Raw genomic sequence first — 24,313 nt, 5'->3', positions numbered from 1 at the left:
GGTCTCAGATGAAGTCGCGGAGCCGGGCGGCGAGGATCCGGCCGATCCCGGCGAGCGGTTCCGGCTGGGTCATGTCGTCATGGGTGGACTCGACGGGGTGGCGTTCGATGGAGCCTTCGAGGAAGGGCGCCCACGCCTCGGGCCCGGGGGCGTTCCCGGGCTTTCCGAGCGTCGCCTCGAAGAAGAGCAGGTCACCCACGTAGGTCCCGGGTACATGGCCCCGCGCGAGCCGTGAATTGTTCTCGAACACCTCGTACAGCGCCGCGACATGCCGCTCTTCGAGGCCGCCGAGGATGCCGCCCTGGCCGCGGAGGATCTCCGCGACCTTGCCGTACTCCAACGGCTCCCCGTCCCACTCGGCCCGCTCATAGCCGGCCAGGTCGAGCATTCCGGCGAGGAACTCCCGCTGGGACAGGACCGCGTCTTCCGCCGGGCGCCCCGCACCGCCGCCGTGGCTTGCGGGGAGCCGGGGGAAGGAGTCGAGCATGGCCAGCAGGGCGACCCGCTCACCGGCGCGCTGGAGCTGTTCGGCCATGGCGTGCGCCACGAGTCCGCCGAAGGACCAGCCGAGCAGCAGATACGGCCCGGTGGGCTGGACGGTGCGCACCTGCTTGAGGTAGTCGGCGGCGATCTCCTGGACGCCGGTGGGCAGTTCACCGGGTTCGGCGATGCCACGCGACTGGAGGCCGTAGATCGGGTGGCCGGGGCCGAGGTGGCGCATCAGCCCCGCGTAGGACCAGCTGAAACCGCTGGCCGGGTGGACACAGAACAGCGGCGGGCGGTCGCCCTTGCGGCGCAGCGGCAGCAGGATGTCGAAGGCGCCCTGGCCGTCGTCCTCCCCGGTGCCGAGCCGCTCGGTCAGCTCCGCCACCGTGGGTGCCTCGAAGAGGGTGCGGATGGCTATGTCCACCCCGAAGGTGGCGCGCACCCGGCCGATGAGCCGGGTGGCCAGCAGGGAGTGGCCGCCGAGGTCGAAGAAGCCGTCGTCGACGGACACCCGCTCCACGCCGAGGACCTCGGCGAACAGCTCGCACAGCAGCCGCTCCTGACGGGTGCGGGGCGCCCGGCCGCCGGAGCCCGCGGAGGACTCGGGCGCGGGCAGGGCCCGCCGGTCCAGTTTGCGGTTGGGGGTCAGCGGCAGCGCGTCCAGCGGGACGAAGGCGTTCGGGACCATGTACTCGGGGAGGTCCACGGCGGCGTGGCGGCGCAGCTCGGCCGGGGCCGGCGACTCGGCGCCGGACGCGGGCACCACATAGGCGACCAGGCGCTGGTCGCCGGGGCGGTCCTCACGCACGATCACCGCGGACCTGGCGACGGCGGGGTGGCGGTCGACCACGGCCTCGACCTCGCCGAGTTCGATCCGGAAGCCGCGCAGCTTGACCTGGTCGTCCACCCGCCGCAGGAAGGACAGGGTGCCGTCGGGGTTCCAGCGCACCACGTCCCCGGTGCGGTACATCCGGGCGCCGGGGGCGCCGAACGGGTCGGGGACGAACCGGGCGGCCGTCATATCGGGGCGGCCCAGATAGCCGCGGGCCAGGCAGTCGCCCGCCACGTACAGCTCTCCGGCGGCGCCCGGCGGCACCAGCTCGAGGCGGTCGTCGAGCACATGGAACCGGGTGTTGGGCATCGGGCCGCCGATGGGCAGCGGGCCCGGCGGGATCGGGGTGTCCGGTGCGATGCGGTACTGGCTGCAATTGACCGTGGTCTCGGTGGGTCCGTACATGTTGAGGACGGTGGTGCCGGGGTGGTCCGCACGCCAGGCGTCGACCCGCTCGCCCAGCAGCAGCTCACCGCCGAGGAGCAGTTCGGCGGTGGGCGCGAACTCCTCCGGCAGCGTGGTGAGGACCGGCAGATGGCTGGGCGTGGCCTTGAGGAAGGTGCACGGGCGGGCGCGCAGCGCCTCGGCGGTCCCCGGGTCCGGGTCCTGGAGGTCGCCGACGACCCGGACGGTGCCGCCCACGGTGAGCGGCACATGGGTGGCGGTCACCGACAGGTCGAAGGAGATCGAGGAGTGCAGCAGCGCGGTGCCGCGCACTCCGTCGTAGTCGCCCCCGGCGAAGACCAGGTAGTCGGTGAGCGAGGTGTGCTGGATGACGACGCCCTTGGGCCGTCCGGTCGAGCCCGAGGTGTAGATGACATAGGCCGGGTTGGCCGGGCGCAGCGGCGCGAGCCGGTCGTTGTCGTCGGGGTCGGTGGCGGCGAACCGGGCGAGGTGTGCGTCGGTGGCGGGGTCGTCGAGGAGGAGGCGCGGGATGTCCTCGGTGCCCTCCGGCAGCGCGGCGGCGGTGTCGGCGTCGGTGAGCAGCAGCGCCGGGGCGGTGTCGGCGAGCATGAAACCGATCCGCTCGGCCGGATACGCCGGGTCCACCGGCACATAGGCGCCGCCGGCCTTGCCCACCGCGAGCAGGGCCACCACCAGCCGTGCCGACCGGGGCAGGGCGACGGCGACGAACCGCTCCGGGCCCACGCCGCGGTCGATGAGCAGGCGGGCCAGCCGGTTGGCGCGGGTGTTGAGCTCGGCGTACGACAGCTCCTGGTCGCCGAAGGCCAGCGCGGGAGCGTCCGGGGTGCGGGCCACCTGGGCCTGGAACAGCTCGGGCTGGGTCACCTCGGGGACCTCGGTGGCGGTGTCGTTCCAGGTGACCACCATGCGGTTCCGCTCGGCGGGGTCGAGCAGCCCGATCCGGCCGATCGGCTGGTCCGGGTCGGCGACGGCCGCCTCCAGCAGCCGGATCAGCCGGGCGACCAGGGCGGTGACGGTATCCGCGTCGAACAGGTCGACGCTGTAGACGACATGGCCCTCGATGCCCTGGCAGCCGCCGTGCTCGTCGCGCCGGTCGCCGAGGCTGATCGACAGGTCGAACTTGGCTCCGGCGTTGCCGAACGGTTCCGCGGCCACGGTGAGACCGGTGACCTCCTGGCCGACCGCGGTGGGGTTCTGGAAGGCCAGGGCGATCTGGAAGAGCGGATGGCGGGAGAGCGAGCGGGCCGGGTTGAGGACCTCCACCAGCCGCTCGAACGGCATGTCCTGGTGGGCGTAGGCGGCCAGGTCGGTGTCCCGGACCCGGGCCAGCAGCTCCCGGAAGGTGGGGTCGCCGGAGGTGTCCGTGCGCAGCACCAGGGTGTTGACGAAGAAGCCCACCAGATCGTCGAGGGCCTCGTCGGTACGGCCCGCGATCGGGCTGCCCAGCGGGATGTCGGTACCCGCCCCCAGCCGGGTCAGCAGCGCCGCGAGCCCGGCCTGGACCACCATGAAGGCGCTGGCCCGGTTCTCGCGGGCCAGTCCGGCCAGCCGCTGGTGCAGTTCGGGGCCGATCCGCACGGGGACGGTGTCGCCCGCGCCGGTGGCGGCCGCGGGGCGGGGGCGGTCGGTGGGCAGCTCCAGCTGGTCGGGGAGGCCGGCCAGGGCGTCGGTCCAGAAGGCGAGCTGCCGGGAGATGGGGCTTTCGGGGTCGCTCTCGTCGCCGAGCACCTCGCGCTGCCAGACGCTGTAGTCGGCGTAGCCCACCCGCAGCGGGGTCCACCGCGGCGCCTCACCGGCCCGCCGGGCCTCGTAGGCGGAGGCCAGGTCGCGGGCGAGCGGTGCCGCGGAGGCCCCGTCGCTGGCGATGTGGTGCATCACCAGCAGCAGCACATGGCTGTCCGGGGCGAGCGCGAACAGCCTTGTGCGCAGCGGGAGTTCGCGGGTGAGGTCGAATCCGGTGGCGGCCTCGGCCGCCAGCTGTCCGGGGAGGGACGCCTCGTCGGTGTCGGTGACCGGGAGCGCGGGCCTGGCCGTCCCGGCGTCCACGATCCGCTGATGGGCGCCGCCGTCCGCGTCCGGTCCCGAGGTCTCGGGGAAGACGGTGCGCAGGCTCTCGTGCCGGGCCACCACGTCGCCGAGGGCCGCGCGCAGCGCCTCGCGGTCGAGGTCACCGGTCAGGCGCAGCGCCAGCGGCACGTTGTAGGCGCCGCTGTCGCCGTCGAAGCGGTTGAGGAACCACAGCCGGCGCTGGGCGTACGACAGCGGGATCCGCCCGGTGCGCTCGGCCGGGACCAGCGGTGCCCGGCCTCCGGCGCCCGGTGCGAGGGAGGTGGCGAGCCCGGCCACGGTGGGCGTTTCGAACAGGGTCCTGACCTGGAGTTCCACCCCGAAGGCGGACCGGATCCGGTTCACCAGGCGGGTGGCCAGCAGCGAGTGGCCGCCCAGGTCGAAGAAGTCGTCGTCGGGGCCGACCCGGGGCAGTCCGAGCACCTCGGCGAACACATCGCACAGCAGCTCTTCCCGCGGGGTGCGCGGGGCCCGTCCTGAGCCGGTGGCCGACGCCCCGAAGTCGGGGGCGGGCAGGGCCTTGCGGTCCACCTTGCCGTTGGGGGTGAGCGGCAGGGCGTCCATGGCCACGAGGACGGCCGGCACCATCGCCTCCGGCAGCGCACCGGCCAGTTCGGAGCGCACCCGCCGGGGGTCGGCCGCGCCGACGATGTGGCCGACGAGGCGGCTCTGCCCGGCGGGATCGGTGCCGACGGTGACCACCGCGTCGGTGACCGCGGGGATCGCGCGCAGCGCGGCCTCCACCTCGCCCGGTTCGATGCGCTGTCCGCGGATCTTGACCTGGTGGTCGAGCCGGCCGAGGAACTCCAGCTGCCCGTCGGGCAGTCGGCGCACCCGGTCGCCGGTGCGGTACAGCCGACTGCCGGGCAGCTCCGCGAACGGGTCGGCCACGAAGGTGGCCGCGGTGCGCCGGGGGTCGCCGGCATAGCCGTATCCGACGCCGGTGCCGCCCACGTACAGCTCCCCGGGGACACCGACCGGGACCGGCTGGAGCCGGGTGTCCAGGACGTAGAGCCGGGTGTTCCGGATGGCGGCGCCGATGGGCACCCGGACGCCGCCGAGCGGGGTGGCGGCGTCGATGACGGCGTGGGTGACGTCGTCCGAGCACTCGGTCGGGCCGTACGCGTTGACCAGCGGGATGTGCGGATAGCGGGCGAACCAGCGGGCGCACAGGTCCGGCGGAAGGGCCTCGCCGGTGACCATCAGCCGGCGCAGCCGGGGCAGTTCGACGGGTTCGGCTCCGGACTCCCAGGCGTCCAGTGCGGTGCGCAGCAGGGAGGGGACCACTTCGAGGACGGTGATCCGCTCCTCGGCGGCGCGGGTGAACAGCGCCTGCGGGTCCAGTGCGGTGTCCTCGCCGACCAGCCGCACCCGGCCGCCGGCGAGGAGGCCGGACAGCATCTGCCACACCGAGATGTCGAATGTCAGCGGGGCGTTGGCCACCACGCTGTCGGTGTCCGTCATCCCCAGGTCCTCGACCTTGGCGAGGAGGTGGTTGACCATGCCGCGCCGGTGCACCATCGCGCCCTTGGGGCGGCCGGTGGAGCCGGAGGTGAAGATCACGTAGGCGAGGTGGCCGGGGCCTCCGGCGACGGGCAGCAGTCCGTCGGCGTCGTCGGCCCGGTCGTCCAGCGCCAGCACCTCGATGGGGATCTCGGCGGCCTCGGCCAACTCCCTTGCTTTTCCGATGTGTTCGGGCGCGGCCAGCAGCAGGCGGGCGCCGCTGTCGGCGAGCATTCCGGCGCCGCGCCGGAGCGGGGCGCGCGGATCGAGCGGCACATAGGCGGCGCCGATGCCGAGGACGGCGAGGACGGCCATGGGCACCCGGACGGTGCGGTCGGAGAGGATCGCGACGACCGCACCGGCCTCCGCGCCGCTCGCCAGCAGCCTGCGGGAGAGGGCGCTCGCGCGTGCCACCAGGGTGGCGTAGTCGACGGTGTGGTGGTCGTCGGTGAGGGCGGTGACCTCCGGGTGGCGGGCGGCGATCTCCCGGACCCGTTCCACGACCCCGGTGATGCCGGTGTCGCACTCGGTGCGGTTCCAGTCGAGCAGCAGCTGCCGCCGCTCCCCCGGTTCGATGAAGTCCAGGTCCCCCACCGGGCGGTGCGGCCCGGCGACAGCGGCCTGGAGGAACCGTACGAAGCAGTCGAGCAGCCGCCGCGCGGTGGGGTGGTCGAACAGGTCGGTGCTGTAGTCGAACCGGCCGTCCAGCCCCTGCGGCGCGCCGTCCTCGGCGTAGCGCTCGGTGAGGTCGAAGGACAGGTCGAACTGGGCGGCGTGGGCTCCGGCGCTCTCCACGGTGACGTCCAGTCCGGGCAGCCGCGGATCGGCCTGGACGTTGTTCTGGAGCACCAGCATGACCTGGAACAGCGGGTTGCGCGCCATCGAGCGGGCCGGGTTGAGGACCTCGACCAGTCGCTCGAAGGGGGTGTCCTGGTGGGCGTAGGCGGCGAGGTCGGTGTCCCGGACCCGGGCCAGCAGCTCCCGGAAGGTGGGGTCGCCGGAGGTGTCCGTGCGCAGCACCAGGGTGTTGACGAAGAAGCCCACCAGTTCGTCGAGGGCCTCGTCGGTCCGGCCCGCTATCGGGCTGCCCAGCGGAATGTCGGTACCCGCCCCCAGCCGGGTCAGCAGGGCCGCGAGCCCGGCCTGGACCACCATGAACAGGCTCGCCTCGCTGTCGCGTGCGAGGCCCAGCAGCCCGTGGTGGAGTTCGGGTTCGAGCCGGAACATCAGGGTGCCGCCCTGATAGGTGGCGACGGCGGGCCGGGAGCGGTCGGCCGGCAGCTCCAGTTCGTCGGGGAGTCCGGCGAGTGTGCGGGTCCAGAAGGCGAGCTGCCGGGAGATCGGGCTGTCCGGGTCGTCCTCGCCGCCCATGACCTGCCGCTGCCAGAGGCTGTAGTCGGCGTATTGCACGGGCAGCGGGTCCTGATCGGGCGCCTCGCCCATGAGGCGGGCGGTGTAGGCCAGGGAGAAGTCGCGGGCGAGCGGGCCCATCGACCAGCCGTCACCGGCGATGTGGTGCAGGACCAGCAGCAGGACGTGGCGGTCGGGGCCGAGTGCGTACAGCGTGGCCCGCAGGGGCGGGTCGGCGGCGAGGTCGAAGCCGGGCGCGACCGCCCGGAGCAGCGCCTCGGGCAGCTCCTCCTCGGTGACGGTCTCCGTGGTGAGGGCGGGGGTGGCGGTGTGGGTGCCGAGCACCACCTGGTGCGGGGTGCCGCCGGTCTCGCGGAAGACGGTGCGCAGCGCCTCGTGCCGGTCCACCACATCGCCCAGCGCCGCCTGGAGGGCCTCGCGGTCGAGGTGTCCGCTCAGCCGCAGCGCGATCGGGATCTTGTACGGGGACGCGGCGCCTTCCAGCCGGTTGAGGAACCACAGCCGGTGCTGGCCGTACGACATGGGGATCAGCTCGGGCCGCTCGACGGGCCGCAGCGCGGCGCGGGCGCGGGCGGCTCCGGCGACGGCCGCCATGAGCCGGGCCGGGGTGGGGGCCTCGAACAGGCTGCGCACCGCCAGCTCCACGCCGAATCCGGAGCGCACCCGGCTGATCAGGCGGGTGGCCAGCAGGGAGTGGCCGCCGAGGTCGAAGAAGCTGTCGTCGATGCCGACTTCGGCCAGGCCCAGGACATCGGCGAAGATCTCGCAGAGGGTGCGCTCCTCGGGTGTGCGCGGGGCCCGGCGGGTGGCGGCGGCACCGTAGTCGGGCGCGGGCAGGGCCCGGCGGTCGACCTTGCCGTTGGTGGTGACGGGCAGGGTCTCCAGGACGGCGAAGGCGGCGGGAACCATGTAGGCGGGCAGGGCGGCGGCGGTGTGGTCGCGCAGCGCGGCCAGGTCCGGTGCGGGCTGTCCGCCGGCCGGGACGGCGTAGGCGACCAGGCGTTTGTCCCCGGGCCGGTCCTCGCGGACGATCACGGCGACCTGGGCGAGGCCGGGGAAGCGGGCCACGACGGCTTCGATCTCGCCGAGTTCGATACGGAAGCCGCGCACCTTGACCTGTTCGTCGGCGCGGCCGACGAATTCGAGCAGGCCGCCGTCGGTCCAGCGGACCAGGTCACCGCTGCGGTACATCCGTGTCCCGGCGGGGCCGAAGGGGTCGGCGACGAAGCGCTCCGCGGTGAGCCCGGGGCGGTCCAGGTAGCCGCGGGCGAGTCCGGCCCCGGCGATGTACAGCTCACCGGCGACTCCGTGCGGGGCGAGGGCGAGGTTGTCGTCGAGGACGTAGAGCCGCATCCGGTCCAGCGGCCCGCCGATGGGCACCGTGTCGGGGACGGTGTCCTCGGCCCGCATCCGGTGGTAGGCGGCGAACGTGGTGGTCTCGGTCGGGCCGTAGCCGTCGCCGACGACCAGCCCGGGACAGGCGGCCAGCACGCGGCGCACCATGGACGCGGGGACGACATCGCCGCCGGACCACACCTCGGATACGTCCGCGAGGCATTCGGGCCGCTCCTCGGCGAGGATCCTGAAGAGACCGGCGGTCAGCCACAGTCCGGTGACCTTCCGCGCCACGATGACCCGGGCCAGGTCCTGGACGTCGAGTTCCCCGGGGGGCGCCACCACGATGTGGCCGCCGCGCAGCAGCGGCACCCACAGCTCGTAGGTGGAGGCGTCGAACGCCTGGGGCGAGTGCAGCAGCACCCGGGTGTGGTGGCCGCTGTCCCAGGCCCCGTCGAAGGCGAGAGCGAGCACATCGTGGTGAGTGATGGCGACGCCCTTGGGGGTGCCGGTCGAGCCCGAGGTGTACATCACATAGGCGAGTTGCTCATGGTGTCCGTCGACACCGGGGTCGGTGTCCGGCTCGCCGTCGAGGGGCGCGTCACCGTCGAGGGCGGGGTCGTCGACGACCAGCGGACGGGCCCGGTGGGGGAAGGCGCGGGCGGCGTCGCTCAGGTCGCGGTCGGTGAGCAGCACACCGGCGGCGGTCTGTTCGACGATCAGGCTCAGCCGGGCCCGCGGATAGCGGGGGTCCAGGGGCACATACGCCCCGCCCGCCTTCAGCACCGCGAGGATCGAGACCACAAGACCGACGGAACGATTCTGCATCACGGCGACCGGGCTCTCCGGGCGCACCCCCATGGCGATCAGCCGGTGCGCCAACCGGTTGGCGCGGGCGTCGAGTTCCCGGTAGGTGACCTCCTGCCCATCGGCGTCGCTGAGCGCGACCGCGTCCGGGGTACGGGCCAGCTGGTCGGCGAACCGCCGCTGGATCGATCCGTACCCGCCGGGCCGGGGACCGGTGTCCCCGGTCCCCAGCGCCAGCAGCCGGGCGCGCTCGTCGGTGCCGAGCACATCGATCCGCCCGACCGGGCGCTCCGGGTCCGCGGCGATGAGCTCCATCAGCCGCGGCAGCCGGTCCGCCATCTCCGCCACGGCCGCCGGGTCCAGCGCGTCCGGCCGGTGGTCGAGCCGCAGCTGGAGCCCCTGGCCGGGGAGTCCGGGGAGGGCGACGAGGGTCAGCGGGTAGTGGGTGGCGTCCCGGCCGTCGATGCCCAGGACGCCGAGCCCGGTGCCGGGCAGCTCCATCGCCGCCGGGTCGAGCGGATAGTTCTCGAACACGGTGAGGGTGTCGAAGAGTTCACCGGTACCGGCGATGTTCTGGATGTCGGTCAGACCGAGGTACTGGTGGTCGGTCAGCAGCGACTGCTGCTCCTGCACCCGGGCCAGCAGCCCGGACAGCGGCTCGTCGGACCGCAGTGCCACCCGCACCGGCAGGGTGTTGATGAACAGCCCCACCATCGTCTCGATACCGGCGATCTCCGGCGGACGGCCGGAGACCGTGGCGCCGAAGACCACGTCCTGACGCCCGGTGAGCCGGCCGAGCAGCACCGCCCAGGCGCCCTGCACCAGCGTGTTCATCGTGAGCCCGAGACCACGGGCGCGCTCGGTGAGGGCGGCGGTCAGCTCCGCGGACAGCTCGACGGTGACCCTTCGCGGTATCGCCGCCGCACGGCCGGGGTCCACGGGGGCGAGCAGGGTCGGCTCGGCGCCCTCCAGGGCCTGCTTCCACGCCTTCTCGGCGGCGCCGCCGTCCCGGTCGGCGAGCCAGGCCAGATAGTCGCGGTAGGGGGTGACCCGGGGCAGCGTGGCATCGCTTCCCCCGGAGGCGTAGAGCGTGAACAGCTCCTGGGCGAGCAACGGGGTGGACCAGCCGTCCAGCAGGATGTGGTGGTTGGTCAGCACCAGCCGGTAGCGGTCGCCGTCGAGCCGGATCACGGTGATGCGCAGCAGCGGCGGCGTGGTCAGGTCGAACCGGCGGGCCCGGTCCTCGGCGAGCAGCCGCTCCAGCTCGGCCTCCCGCCGGTCGGCCGGGACACCGGACAGGTCGAACTCGTACCAGGGCAGCTCGGTCGCGCCCGCCCGGGGCACGAACTGCACCGGGGTGCGCAGCCCCTCGTACCAGAAACCGGCGCGCAGATTGGCGTGGCGCTCCAGCAGGGCGTGGGCGGCGCGGCGCAGCGCCCGGGCGTCCAGCGGCCCGGTCACGTCCAGCAGCAGCTGCACGGTGTAGACGTCCCGGGCCCGCTCGTCGTAGACGGCGTGGAAGAGCAGCCCCTTCTGGAGGGACGACAAGGGCAGCAGATCGGCGACTCCGGGGCGGGCCCGCTCCACGGTGTCGATCTCGTCCTGGCCGAGGTGGACCAGGGGCAGATCGGACGGGGTGTGCCCGCCCGCTCCCGCTCGCTCGGTGTGGGCCGTGAGGACGTCCAGCGCGCGGAACCAGGTCTCGGCCAGATCGCGGGCGTCCTCCTCGGTCAGCAGATCGCCGGGCCAGGACAGGGTGGCGGTCAGCCGCGGCCCGTCGGCGTGGTCCCGGGTGAGGGCGCCCAGCTCGAGCGCGTGCGGGACGGGCATGGCCTGGTCGACGCCGCCGCCGAGGCCGTCGGCCTCCGGGGCCGCGGCCCAGTCGGCGCCCCCGTCCCCGGCGGAGGCGGCGGGGAAGCGGCCCAGGTAGTTGAAGCCGATCTGGGGGGTGCGCAGCCGGGCCAGGGCCGGGCCGGTCTGCGGGTTGAGGTGGCGCAGCAGGCCGTAGCCCATGCCCTTGCCGGGCAGGGCCCGCAACTGCTCCTTGACGCTCTTCAGCGCCCGTCCGGCCTGCGGGCCGCCGGCCCACAGCTCGGCCCAGTCCGCCACCGCCGGGTCCAGCCGCACCGGGTGCAGATCGGTGAACCAGCCGACGGTACGGGAGAGATCGGCGCCCTCGACGACGCCCTCGCGGCCGTGACCTTCGAGGTCGACCAGGAGCGGGGCCGCCGCGTCGCCGTCCCGGCGCCGGCGCCAGTCCGCGACGGCCAGCGCGAGGCCCGTCAGCAGGACGTCGTCGACCCCGCCGTGGAAGGCGGCGGGCACCCGGGTGAGCAGGGGCTCGGTGCGCTCGGGCGGCAGGGTGAGGGCGATGTGCCGAACGGTGGCCACGGTGTCCCGCGCCGCGTCCAGGGCGCGGCCGCCCAGCAGCGGGTCCGGGACCTCCAACATGGCGGTCCACAGCGGCAGTTCGGCCAGCAGGGCCGGATGCTGGGCGAGCGCGGTGAGCTGCTCGGCCCAGCGCCGCAGCGAGGTGCCCACCGGCTCCAGCCGCGGGACCTCGCCCGCCATGACGGCCTCGCCGGCGGCGGCGAGGTCGGGCAGCAGAATCCGCCACGAGACGCCGTCCACGACCAGATGGTGCAGGACGAGCAGCAGTCTGCCGCTCTCGTGCGGTCCGGCGTCGAACCACACCGCCCGCACCATGGCCCCCTCCTCGGGCGCGAGCCGCGCCTGCGCCGTGCCCTGGTGTCCGGCCACCACACAGCGCAGCGCCTCGCCGCGCAGCCCGGCCGCGTCGACACGGGTCAGACAGCCGGTGGCGTCCACCGCCCCGCGCGCCGCTACCTCCAGGCCCCAGACGGTGCCACCGGCCCGGGTCAGCCGCAGCCGCAGGGCGTCATGTTGGTCGAGGACGGCTTGGAGCGCGGCGGTCAGCTTCGTCCGGTCCAGTCCGGCGGGGGTGCGGATCAGCATCGACTGGTGGAAGCCGTCGATGGGCCCGCCGCGCTCCCGCAGCCAGTGTGCGATCGGGGTGAGTGGCACCACCCCGATACCGGAGTCGTCCGGTTCCGCGGTGGCAGCCGTCTCCTCCCGCGACGTGGCCACGGCGGCGAGCGCGGCCACGGTCCGCAGCCGGAAGACATCGCGCGGGGTGAACGTCAGCCCCGCCTTACGGGCGCGGCTGACCAGCTGGATGGAGACGATGCTGTCGCCGCCCAGGTCGAAGAAGCTGTCGTCCACGCCGACCCGCTCCACCCCGAGCACCTCGGCGAACACCGCGCACAGCGCCGCCTCCTCCGGGGTGGCGGGGGCCCGTCCGGTGGTCACCGCGGCGTAGTCGGGAGCGGGCAGCGCCTTGCGGTCCAGCTTGCCGTGGGGCGTCAGCGGCAGCGCGTCGAGCCGCACGAACGCCGCGGGGACCATATGGGCGGGCAGCACCTCGGCCACGTGGTCGCGCAGTTCGGCCGCCCCGGCCCCGCCGACCGCATAGGCCACCAGCCGCCGGTTGCCGGGCCGCTCCTCGCGGGCGACCACCGCGACCTGGGCGACCTTCGGATGGCGGGCGATGACGGTCTCGATCTCGCCCAGCTCGACCCGGAAGCCCCGGATCTTCACCTGCTCATCGGCGCGCCCCAGGTAGTCCAGGGTGCCGTCGGCCCGCCACCGCACCACATCGCCGGTGCGGTACATCCGGGTGCCCGGGGCGTCGAAGGGGTTGGCGACGAACCGCTCCGCCGTCAGCCCGGGGCGGCGCAGATAGCCGCGGGCCAGCCCGTCGCCCGCGAGATAGAGCTCTCCCGGGGCACCGACGGGCACCGGCCGCAACCCCTCGTCCAGCACATACGCCCGGGTGTTGACGACGGGGCCGCCGATCGGGGGCGTCCGCTCTCCGCTCAGCGGCCCGCTCATGGTGGCGGCGACGGTCGACTCGGTCGGACCGTAGGCGTTGACCATCCGGCGGCCGGACGACCAGCGCGCCACCAACTCCGCGGAGCACGCGTCACCGCCGACGACCAGGGAGCGGAAGCCGGGCAGCGGCGTGGCCGTCGGCACGGACGCCAGCGCGGCCGGCGGAATCAGGGCGTGGCTGACCCGCTGCTCGGCCAGCACCTCGGCGAGGGCCTCCCCCGCCAGCGGTCCGGGCGGTGGCACGACGAGCGCGGCACCGGAGGTCAGCGCCATGCACAGCTCCAGGACCGCGGCGTCGAAGCTGGGCGAGGCGAACTGGAGGACCCGCGCCCCGGCGTCGACGTCGAAGTTCTCCACGGCGGCGGTGGCGAAGGAGGCCAGACCGCTGTGGGAGACCACGACGCCCTTGGGGGTGCCGGTGGAGCCGGAGGTGTAGATGACATACGCCGGATGGGCCGTGCTCAGCGAGGTCGTACGGTCCGCGTCCACGATGCCGGTGGCCAGGAGCGCGGCGAGCCGGGTGGGCAGAGCGGGGTCGCCGAGGTCCAGCCGCTCCCTCTCGTGAGCGACGACGGCGCCGCCACCACCGGTGATGACGAGCTCGGGCCGGGCGTCCTCCAGCATGAAACGAATGCGCTCGGCCGGGTAGTCGGGGTCGACCGGGAGGTAGGCGGCCCCCGCCTTCGCCGCGGCGAGCTGCGCCACCACCATGTCCACGGACCGGGGCAGGGCGAGGGCGACGATGCTCTCCGGGCCGATACCGCGCCGGATCAGCAGCCGGGCGAGCCGGTTGGCGCGGGCGTCCAGTGCGGCGTAGGTCAGCGCGCCGCCGTCGAAGACCACCGCGTCGTTCCCGGGCGTCGCTGCGGCCTGGGCCTCGAACAGCTCGCCGAGCCCGGCCCGCGGCAGGTCGCGGGCGGTGGCGTTCCACTCGACGAGCACCCGCTCGCGCTCGGCGGCGTCCAGGATGTCCACCGCCGCCACCGACCGGTCGGGGTCGGCGACGACCGTCTCCAGCAACCGCACCAGACGTGCGGCCAGCCGCCTGGCGGCGTCGTGGTCGAGCAGATCCGAGCGGTGGTCCAGCCGCAGGGTGAGCCGGTCGCCGGGGATCACGGCGAGGGTGAGGGGGTAGTGCGTGGCGTCATCGACGTCGACGCCCGCGATGCGCACACCGGTGCCGGGCAGCTCCAGGCCACCGGGGTCCAGGGGGTAGTTCTCGAAGACGGTCAGGGTGTCGAACAGCTCACCGGTCCCGGCCAGCCGCTGCACCTCGTGCAACCCCAGGTGCTGGTGGGCCATCAGCGCCGACTGCTGCTCCTGCACCCGGGCGAGCAGCCCGGACAGCGGCTCCTCGGGCCGCAGCACGACGCGCACCGGCAGAGTGTTGATGAACAGCCCCACCATGGATTCCACACCGGGGATCTCCGGCGGACGGCCGGAGACCGTCCCGCCGAAGACCACGTCCCGGCGCCCGGTGAGCCGTCCCAGCAGCACCGCCCAGACACCCTGCACCAGCGTGTTCAGCGTGAGCCCGCGGGACCGGGCGAACTGCCCCAGGGAGGCGGTCAGTTCGGCGGACAGCTCCAGCGTCACCCGCTCCGGCTGGGCCGCGCCGCGCCGCTCGCCCGCGGCGGGGGCGAGCAGTGTGGGCCCCTCCACCCCGTCCAGCGCCCGCCGCCACGCCTCCTCGGCGGCGCCCCGCTCCCGCCCCGCCAGCCAGGCCAGATAGTCACGGTAGGGGGTGACCCGGGGCAGCCCCGAGTCATCGCCACCATGTGCGTACAGCGTGAACAGCTCCCGGGCGAGCAGCGGCATCGACCAGCCGTCGAGCAGGATGTGATGGTTGGTCAGGATGAGTCGGAACCGCTCGGCGGTCTGCCGTACGACGACGAAGCGCATCAGCGGCGGGCTCGCGAGGTCGAACCTGCGGCCCTTCTCCGCCGCCAGGATCCGGGCGATCTCGGCGTTCTGCGCCTCCTCGTCCAGATCGCTCACATCCCGCTCGTCCCAGGGCAGCTCCACCTCGCGGTGGATGATCTGGACCGCCTCGCCGGTCTTGCGTCTGCGGAACCCGGCGCGCAGGTTGGCATGGCGGCGCGGCAGGGCGTCCGCGGCGGCCCGCAGGGCGGCCAGGTCCACCCGGCCGACCAGGTCGAACGCGAACTGCATGGTGTACACATCGGGGGCCTCGGTGTCGTACACCGCGTGGAAGAGAAGCCCTTCCTGTAGGGGCGACAGAGGCAGGATGTCTTCGACCCTCGGCTGGCTGCTCACTTCGGCATCTCCCACTCGGTTCCCGGTTCCAGTTCGTCTTCGAATGCGTCGATCTCGTCCTGGGTGAGGCTGACCAGCGTGAGATCGGAGGGGGTGTGTCCACCGGCTCCCGGCCCCTCGGCGTGGGCGGCGAGGGCGTCCAGGGCGCGGAACCAGGTCTCGGCCAGGTCCCGTACGTCCTCCTCGGACAGCAGCCCGTCCGGCCAGCTCCATACGGCGCCGAGGCGGGCGCCACCCGGACCGTCCTCGGTCAGTGCGTTGATCTCCAGCGCGTGCGGAAGCGGCATCGCGTCATCGGCCCCGCCGCCGAGCCCGTCGGCCTCCGGTGCCACCGCCCAGTCGGCGTCGGCGCCGGTCGCGAGGCGGCCGAGGTAGTTGAAGCCGATCTGCGGGGTTGGCAGGGCGGACAGCTCGCCCGCGGTGTCGGGGTTGAGGTGGCGCAGCAGACCGTAGCCGACGCCGTTGTCCGGCAGGGCGCGCAACTGCTCCTTGACCCGCTTGAGGGCCCGCCCGGCCTCGCTGCCACCGCCCCACAGATCGGCCCAGTCCTCGACCCCGGGCTCCAGGCGCACCGGGTGGAGGCTGGTGAACCAGCCGACCGTACGGGACAGATCGGCGCCCTCGACGATGTCCTCCCGACCGTGGCCCTCCAGGTCCACCAGCAGATCCGTGGCATCGGGGTGGCCCCCGCGGCGCCGCCAGTCGGCCACCGCGAGCGCCAGACCCGTCAGAAGGACGTCATTCACACCGCCGTGGAACGCGGCCGGCACCCGCGTCAGCAGCGGATCGGTCCGCTGTGGGGGAAGGGTCAGCCGGAGGTGGCGGATGGTGTCGGCGGTGTCCAGGACCGGGTCCAGCGCCCGTGTGCCCACCAGAGGGTCGAGGCCCTCCAACTGTCGCTTCCACAGCGGGAGTTCCTCGGCTCGGGAGGGGTGCCTGGCGAGTGTGGTGAGCTGTTCGGCCCAGCCCCGCAACGAGGTGCCCACCGGCTCCAGCGCGCGGCCCTCGACCGCCGCGGCCAGGTCCGGCAGCAGGATCCGCCAGGACACCCCGTCGACCACCAAATGGTGCAGTATCAGCAGCAGTCGGCCGGGGGCGTGCGCGCCGTTGTCGAGCCATACGGCCCGGACCATCTCACCGGCCTCGGGCTTCAGCGGCCGGTCCCGCAGCGGCTGACCGCGCAAGACCGCGGGATCGGTCACCCGTGTGATCACACCGGCCGCGTCGACCGTGCCCCGTGGCCCGATCTCCAGCTCCCAGGCGTCATCGCCGTTGCGCCTCAGCCGCAACCGCAGCGCGTCATGGTGGTCGAGGACCACCTGCAACCCTGCCGTCAACCGCTCCAGGGTCAGCCCGGCGGGCGTACGCACCAGCATCGACTGATGGAAACCCGCCACCGGCCCGCCACGCTCCCGCAGCCAGTGCACGATCGGAGTCAGCGGCACCACGCCGATGCCATAATCCGGTGGCTCGACTGCCGTTGCCCGGACCTCGCCCGCCATCGCGGCGAGCGCGGCCACCGTGCGGTGCTGGAAGACATCGCGCGGGGTGAAGACCAGTCCGGCGGCGCGGGCGCGGCTGACGAGCTGGATGGAGACGATGCTGTCACCACCCAGATCGAAGAAGCTGTCATCCGCCCCGACGCCGGGAAGGCCCAGCACATCGGCGAACACCGCGCACAGGGCCTCTTCACGTGCGGTGGCGGGCGCCCGGCCGGTGGCGGCCGAGCCGAAGTCGGGTGCCGGGAGCGCCCGGCGGTCCAGCTTGCCGTTGGGCGTCAGCGGCAACCGCTCCAGCGTGACGAAGGCGGCCGGAACCATGTACTCGGGAAGCTCGGCGCCCAGGTATTTCCTCAGCTCACCGGCGTCGGGATCGCCCTCGGCGACGACATACGCCACCAGTTGCTTCACACCCGCGCGGTCCTCGCGAGCGATCACCGCCGTCTGCCGGACCTCCGGATGGCGGGCGAGAACCGCCTCGATCTCCCCCAGCTCGATCCGGAAACCACGCACCTTCACCTGCTCATCGGCACGCCCGACATACTCCACATTCCCATCCGACCGCCACCGCACCACATCACCCGTGCGATACATCCGCCCACCCGCCCCGCGATACGGATCCGCCACAAACCGCTCCGCCGTCAACCCAGGACGCCGCAAATACCCCCGGGCGAGCTGCACACCGGCGAGATACAGCTCACCGGCGACTCCGGCGGGCACCGGCCGCAGCCGTGAATCCAGCACATACAGCCGGGTGTTCCACACGGGGGCGCCGATCGGCACCGGCCCGGCCGGGTCCTGGGCCGCGCACTCCCACGAGGTGACGTCCACGGATGCCTCGGTCGGCCCGTACAGGTTGTGCAGCGGCACGTCCAGGATCTCGTAGAACCGTGCGCGCAGCTCACCGGGCAGCGCCTCGCCGCTGCACAGAACACGGCGCAGCCCGGTGCGGCGGGCGGCGGCGGGCTCGGCGAGGAACACCTGGAGCATGGACGGGACGAAGTGCACCGTGGTGACGCCCTCGTCGCGGATCAGCCGGGCGAGATAGGCCGGGTCCTTGTGTCCCTCCGGCCGGGCGACCACGAGCCGGGCGCCCGTGATGAGCGGCCAGAAGAACTCCCACACCGAGACGTCGAAACCGGACGGTGTCTTCTGGAGCACCCGGTCGGAGGCGTCGAGCCCGTAGCGCGCCTGCGTCCACAGCAGCCGGTTGACGATTCCCTCGTGCGGGACGAGCACGCCCTTGGGCTTGCCCGTGGAACCCGAGGTGTAGATGACATACGCCGTGTTGAGGCCGGTCAGCGGGGCGAGCCGCTCGGCGTCGGTGAGATCGCGGTCGGAGTGGCCCGCCAGCGCCGCCCGGGTGTCCGCGGCGTCCAGCGGCAGCCGGGGGGTGTCGTCGTCGGGCGGCAGCGCCTCGGTGACGTCCGCGGTGGTGAGCAGCATCGCGGGGCGGGCGTCCGCCAGGATGTGGCGGATGCGCTCGGCCGGGTAGTCGGGGTCGACCGGCACATAGGCGGCCCCCGACTTCAGCACGGCCACCAGGGCGACGATGAGATCCAGGGAGCGCGGCAGGGCGAGGGCCACGAACCCCTCCGGGCCCGCTCCCCGCTCGACCAGCAGCCGCGCCAGCCGGTTCGCGCGAGCGCCCAGCTCCGCGTAGGTCAGCGTCCGGCCCTCGAAGACCACGGCGGTGGCGTGCGGGGTACGGGCCGCCTGGGCCTCGATCAGCTCGGTGAGCGTGGTGGAGGGGATGTGGTGCTCGGTGGCGTTCCAGGTGATCAGTGTCCGCTCGCGCTCCGCGGCGCCCAGGATGTCGATGTCGGCGACGGGCTGATCGGGGGCGGTGGCGATGGCTTCCAGCAGCCGGCTGAGGCGGGTGCCGATGGCCCGCACGCCGTCGGCGGCGAACAGCTCCGGCCGGTATCCGAGGCGCAGGGCGAGCCGCGGGCCCGGAACCGCCACGAGGGTGAGCGGATAGTGCGTGGCGTCCTCCGCGCCGGCCTCGGTGACCCGCAGCCCGCTGCCGGCGCTGTCCAGCATGTCCGGGTCCAGGGGATAGTTCTCGAAGACGGTGAGGGTGTCGAACAACTCCCCCACCCCGGCCAGCCGCTGGGTGTCGTGCAACCCGATGTACTGGTGCTCCATCAGCGCCGCCTGCTGCTCCTGGAGGCGGGTCAGCAGCAGCGCCCAGCTCTCCTCCGGGCGCGGCGCCACGCGCACGGGCAGCGTGTTGATGAACAGCCCCACCATCGACTCGACGCCGCCGATCTCGCCCGGCCGCCCGGAGACGGTGGCTCCGAAGACCACGTCCTCGGCCCCGGTGAGTCGGCCGAGCAGCACCGCCCAGGCGCCCTGGACCAGGGTGTTCATGGTCAGCCCGAGCCCGCGGGCCCGTTCGGTCAGCGCGGTGGTCAGCTCCGGCGACAGGTCGAGGGTGACCCGCTCCGGGGCCAGGGCGGGGGTGTCGGTGCCGGTCGGGGCGAGCAGCGTGGGCTCCTCGATGCCCGCGAGCGCCTGCCGCCACGCTTCCTCCGCCGCCTCCCGGTCCTGGTCCGCGAGCCACGCCAGATAGTCGCGGTACGGGGTGGTGTGCGGCAGTCCCGTGTCGTCACCGCCGCGTGCGTACAGCGTGAACAGCTCCTGGGCCAGCAGCGCCATCGACCAGCCGTCGAGCAGGATGTGGTGGTACGTGAGGAGCAGACGGCAGCGGTCGTCCGCGAGCCGCAACAGGACGAAGCGCAGCAGCGGTGGCACCGCCGGATCGAATCCGCGGACCCGCTGCTCCTCGGCGATCCGGGTGAGTTCGGCCGTCTGCTCGTCCGGGGCCAGACCACGCAGATCCCTGGTCTCCCAGGGGAGCTCCACCTCATGATGGACGACCTGGACGGGGGTGGCGAGCTGTTCGTGGCGGAAGCCGGAGCGGAGGTTGGGGTGGCGGTTCAGCAGGGTCCGCGCGGCGGCGCGCAGAGCCCGTTCGTCGAGCGCTCCCGCCATGCCGAGGAAGAGCTGCACGGTGTAGACGTCCGCGCCGCCCTCGTCGAACAGGGCGTGGAACAGCAGCCCTTCCTGCATGGGTGAGGGCGGCAGCACGTCCTCCAGATCGGGGCAGGTGTGCTCCAGGGTGTCGATCTCGTCCTGGGTGAGGGAGACCAGCGGCAGGTCGGAGGGGGTGCGACCGCCGGCGTCCGGTGCCTCGGCGTGGGCGGCGAGGGCGTCCAGGGCGCGGAACCAGGTCTCGGCCAGGTCCCGTACGTCCGCTTCGGAGAGCAGTCCGTCGGGCCAGCTCCAGGTGGCGTGCAGCTGTGCGCCGTCGTGGGTGTCCATGGTGAGCGCGTCGACATCCACGGTGTGGACGAGCGGCATGTCCTCGTCGCCGCCGCCGGAGGCGCTCTCCACGGCCCAGTCGGTGTCGGTGCCGGTCGCGAGGCGGCCGAGGTAGTTGAAGCCGATCTGCGGGGCCGGGCGGGCGGCCAGCTCGCCCGCGGTGTCGGGGTTGAGATGGCGCAGCAGACCGTAGCCGATGCCGTTGTCCGGCAGGGCGCGCAACTGCTCCTTGACCCGTTTGAGGGCCCGACCGGCCTGCGGCCCGCCCTCCCAGACATCGTCCCAGTCCGCCACTCCGGGCTCCAGGCGCACCGGGTGGAGGCTGGTGAACCAGCCGACCGTACGGGACAGATCGGCGCCCCCGACGATGTCCTCCCGGCCATGGCCCTCCAGGTCCACCAGCACGCCGGTGGCGTCCGCATGGCCGCGTCGGCGCCGCCAGTCGGCCACCGCCAGGCCCAGGGCCGTCAGCAGGACATCGTTCACACCGCCGTGGAACGCGGCGGGCACCCGCGTCAGCAGCGGATCGGTCCGCTCCGGGGGGAGGGTCAGCCGGAGGTGGCGGACGGTGGCGGCGGTGTCCCGCACCGGATCCAGCGCCCGGCGGCCCAGCAACGGGTCCGGGCCCTCGAACATGGCTGTCCACAGCGGGAGTTCCTCGGCTCGGGAGGGGTGCCTGGCGAGTGTGGTGAGCTGTTCGGCCCAGCCCCGCAACGAGGTGCCCACCGGCTCCAGCGCGCGGCCCTCGACCGCCGCGGCCAGGTCCGGCAGCAGGATCCGCCAGGACACCCCGTCGACCACCAAATGGTGGGCCACCAACAAGAGCCGACCGGGGGTGTCCGCGCCGTTGTCGAGCCATACGGCCCGGACCATCTCACCGGCCTCGGGCTTCAGCGGCCTGTCCTCCAGCGGATCCCGGCGCAGCTCCTCCGGATCGGTCACCCGTGTGATCGCATCGGCCGCGTCGACCGTCCCTCGCGGCCCGGTTTCCAGCTCCCAGGTGCCGTCGTCGTCGCATCTGAGCCGCATCCGTAGCGCGTCATGGTGGTCGAGCACCGTCTGCAACCCTGCCGTCAGCCGCTCCAGGGTCAGTCCGGTGGGCGTACGCACCAGCATCGACTGATGGAAACCCGCCACCGGCCCGCCACGCTCCCGCAGCCAGTGCACGATCGGAGTCAGCGGCACCACACCGATGCCATGATCAGGGGTCGGCGCCGAGGTGGCGTCCGCGGCGGTGGCGACCGCGGCGAGCGCGGCCACGGTGGGGCGTTGGAAGACATCGCGTGGGGTGAAGACCAGTCCGGCGGCGCGGGCGCGGCTGACGAGCTGGATGGAAACGATGCTGTCCCCGCCCAGATCGAAGAAGCTGTCATCCGCCCCGACGCCGGGAAGCCCCAGCACATCCGCGAACACCGCGCACAGGGCCTCCTCGCGTACGGTGGCGGGCGCCCGGCCGGTGGCGGTCGACCCGAAATCCGGTGCCGGAAGGGCCCTGCGGTCCAGCTTGCCGTTGGGCGTCAGCGGCAACCGCTCCAGCGTGACGAAGGCGGCCGGAACCATGTACTCGGGAAGCTCGGCGGCCATATGCCTGCGCCACTCCCCCGCATCGGGGTCGCCCTCGGCCACCACATACGCCACGAGCTGTTTGACACCCGCACGGTCCTCGCGAGCGATCACCGCCGTCTGACGGACCTCCGGATGCCGGGCGAGAACCGCCTCGACCTCCCCCAGCTCGATCCGGAAGCCACGCACCTTCACCTGCTCATCGGCGCGCCCGACATACTCCACGTTCCCATCCGACCGCCACCGCACCACATCACCCGTGCGATACATCCGCCCACCCGCCCCGCGATACGGATCCGCCACAAACCGCTCCGCCGTCAACCCCGGACGCCGCAAATACCCCCGGGCCAGGCCCTCGCCCGCGATGTAGAGCTCTCCGGTGACGCCGACGGGCACCGGCTGAAGCCCCGAATCCAGCACATACACACGGGTGTTGGAGATCGGTCGGCCGATGGGCGGGGCCTGGTCGCGGGTGTCCGCATCACGGTCGCTGTACCAGGCGGTGGCATAGACGGTGGCCTCGGTCGGACCGTAGATGTTGGCGATGCGGCAGCCCGGGATGGCGTCCCGGATGGCGGCGACGGCGTGTGCCGAGAGGGCCTCTCCGGCCAGGACGACGGTCTCCGCGGAGGTGTTCATCTCGCCGTGCGCCAGCACCTGGGCGAACGCCGAGGGGACGGCGCTGACCAGGCTGCCCGACCAGCCCTCCGCCGTGCGCTCGGTGAGCGCGAGCAGATCGCGCACCACCTCGATGCTCCCGCCGCCGCACAGCGGCCCGAACATCTCGAAGACGGAGACGTCGAAGTTGAGCGAGGTCGAGGCGAGGACCCGTCTCAGCCGCCGGGTCCCGAGGTCGGTGACCGCCCAGGTGGCGAGGTCGACGGCGCTGGCCTGGGACACCACGACGCCCTTCGGCCGGCCGGTGGAGCCGGAGGTGTAGATCACATAGGCGGGGTGCTGTGGCCGGAGCGGGGCGGTGCGGTCGGCGTCGACAGGATCGCGGTCCGGCTGCCCGGCGAGCCGTTCGGCCGTCTCGGGGGCGTCCAGGCGCAGGGAGGTGCGGCCATCGCCGCTCGCCGTGTCCCCGGTGGCCGTGAGCACAAGTGCCGGTTCGGCGTCGTCGAGCATGTAGGTGATCCGCTCGGCGGGGTAGCCGGGGTCCACCGGAAGGTAGGCGGCTCCGGCCTTGAGGATGGCGAGCAGCGCCACGATCATCTCGTCGGAGCGGGGCACGGAGAGCGCCACGAGGCTCTCCGGACCGGCACCGTGCCCGATCAGCAGATGGGCCAGCCGGTTGGCGCGCCCGTTGAGTTCGGCGTAGGTCAGCGTACGGCCCTCGAAGACCACCGCGGGGGCCTGCGGGGTACGGGCCGCCTGGGCCTGGAACAGCTCGGGCAGCGAGGAGTCCGGCACCTTCCGCGCGGTGGCGTTCCACTCGCCCAGGACGCGCTCGCGCTCCTCGGGTGCCAGCAGATCGATCCGGCCGATGGGGGTGTCGGCTGCGGCGTGGGCGAAGTGGCCGAGGAGGTCGAGAAAGCGCCGCTGGTGGTCGGCGAGTCGCTCGGGGCCGTACAGCTCCGGATTGCCGTCCAGGTCGATGCGCAGCCCGCCGGACGCGCCCTCGCCGCTTCCGGGCCGTCCGCGCTCCGTGGCGGCCCGCCCGTCCACCACGAGGGACAGATCGTCCACGGGACCGCCGCCGAGGTTGTGCACGGTGCCGCGGTGGCCACCGAAAGTCAGGTCGTAGTCGACCATGACGATGTTGATGTGCGGGCCGACGAGGCGGTGCTCGTCACCGGAGAGTTCGAGATCGCGTCGCAGGTCCTCGGCACGGTACCGCTGGTGCTTCAGCACGCTGTGCAGTTCCTTCGACGCCAGGCGCGCGGCCTGGGCCACGGTGGTACCGGGGTGCAGATCCAGCCGGAACGGCAGGACGTTGGACATCATCCCGGGGATGGTGCGGGCGCGTCCGGTGGACCGGGCCGTCGCGGGCAGGCCGAGGACGACCTGCCGGTTGCCGGTCATACGGTGCAGATACACGCCGAACGCGGCGACGAGGACGGCGGGCCAGCTGACCTCGGCCTCGCGTGCGGTGGCGCGCAATCCGGCCAGCGTCGGCTCGTCGAGGAAGGCGGTCCGGCGCTCCAGCCGTTCGGGAAGCGCCGGGGTGCGGTCGGCCAGGCTGGTGGCGGCGGGCCGCTCGGCGAAGCGTGCCGTCCAGTACGCGCGGTCGCGTGTGAAGCGGTCGGAGTCCCGGTACGCGGCCTCGTCGTCGAGGAGTTCGGCCAATGACCCGAAGGGCGCCTCGGGGCAGGGCAGCCCGGCCGCGAGGGCGGTGTAGAGCTCGGCGACGCGACGGCCTATCAGGGAGAGGCCGAGGCCGTCCATGACGATGTGGTGGTAGCGCTGGTACCAGAAGTACCGGTCGTCCGCCGCCTTGAACAGCGCGAAGGCGAACAGCGGACCGGTGGTGGGGTCGACCGGCCGGCGCATCTCGGCGCGCATATGGCTTTCGGCGGAGGCGCGGGGATCGTCCTCGTGGCTGACGTCGACGAAGGACAGGGTCCAGTCGATGTGCTCCTCGACCCTCTGCGCCGCCCTGCCGTCCTCCTCCAGGAGCCGGATCCGCAGCGTGTCGGCCTCGGCCACGGTGCGGCGCAGCGCGTTCTCGAAAAGTGCGGGGTCGATCTCCCCGTGAATGTCGATGTATTCGGCGATGTTGAAGAGGGGATTCGCCGGCTGAAGCCGCTGGGCGAGCCAGATACCGGACTGCGCGGCCGTGAGCGGCAGGCTGGCAATCTGATAACCGGTCATGATTCATCCGTCCTGATCGGGCGATGGCGCATCGCTGATGAATCGCTTGGGGCACACAATTCATCCGACGCGACAAATTCGGAAGTCAATTCCA

General features: G+C 73.1%; 2 protein-coding genes. Both read right to left on the bottom strand.

The annotated features are described in order from the left end of the window. Positions 1 to 4: 4 nt before the first annotated feature. Positions 5 to 15,016, bottom strand: coding sequence for a non-ribosomal peptide synthetase (locus AB0E24_RS33915; protein WP_359382834.1), 15,012 nt, complete (start codon positions 15,014 to 15,016; stop codon positions 5 to 7). Then, positions 15,013 to 24,219: a non-ribosomal peptide synthetase gene (locus AB0E24_RS33910; protein WP_359382830.1), complete on the bottom strand. Its 9,207-nt coding sequence runs from the start codon at positions 24,217 to 24,219 to the stop codon at positions 15,013 to 15,015. The genes AB0E24_RS33915 and AB0E24_RS33910 overlap by 4 nt, the downstream gene beginning before the upstream one ends. Between the last annotated feature and the right edge of the window lie 94 nt (positions 24,220 to 24,313).

The organism is Streptomyces malaysiensis subsp. malaysiensis, from assembly GCF_040653035.1.
In the GTDB taxonomy this organism is placed as follows: domain Bacteria; phylum Actinomycetota; class Actinomycetes; order Streptomycetales; family Streptomycetaceae; genus Streptomyces; species Streptomyces malaysiensis.
This window is presented reverse-complemented; position numbering and strand designations above follow the sequence as displayed.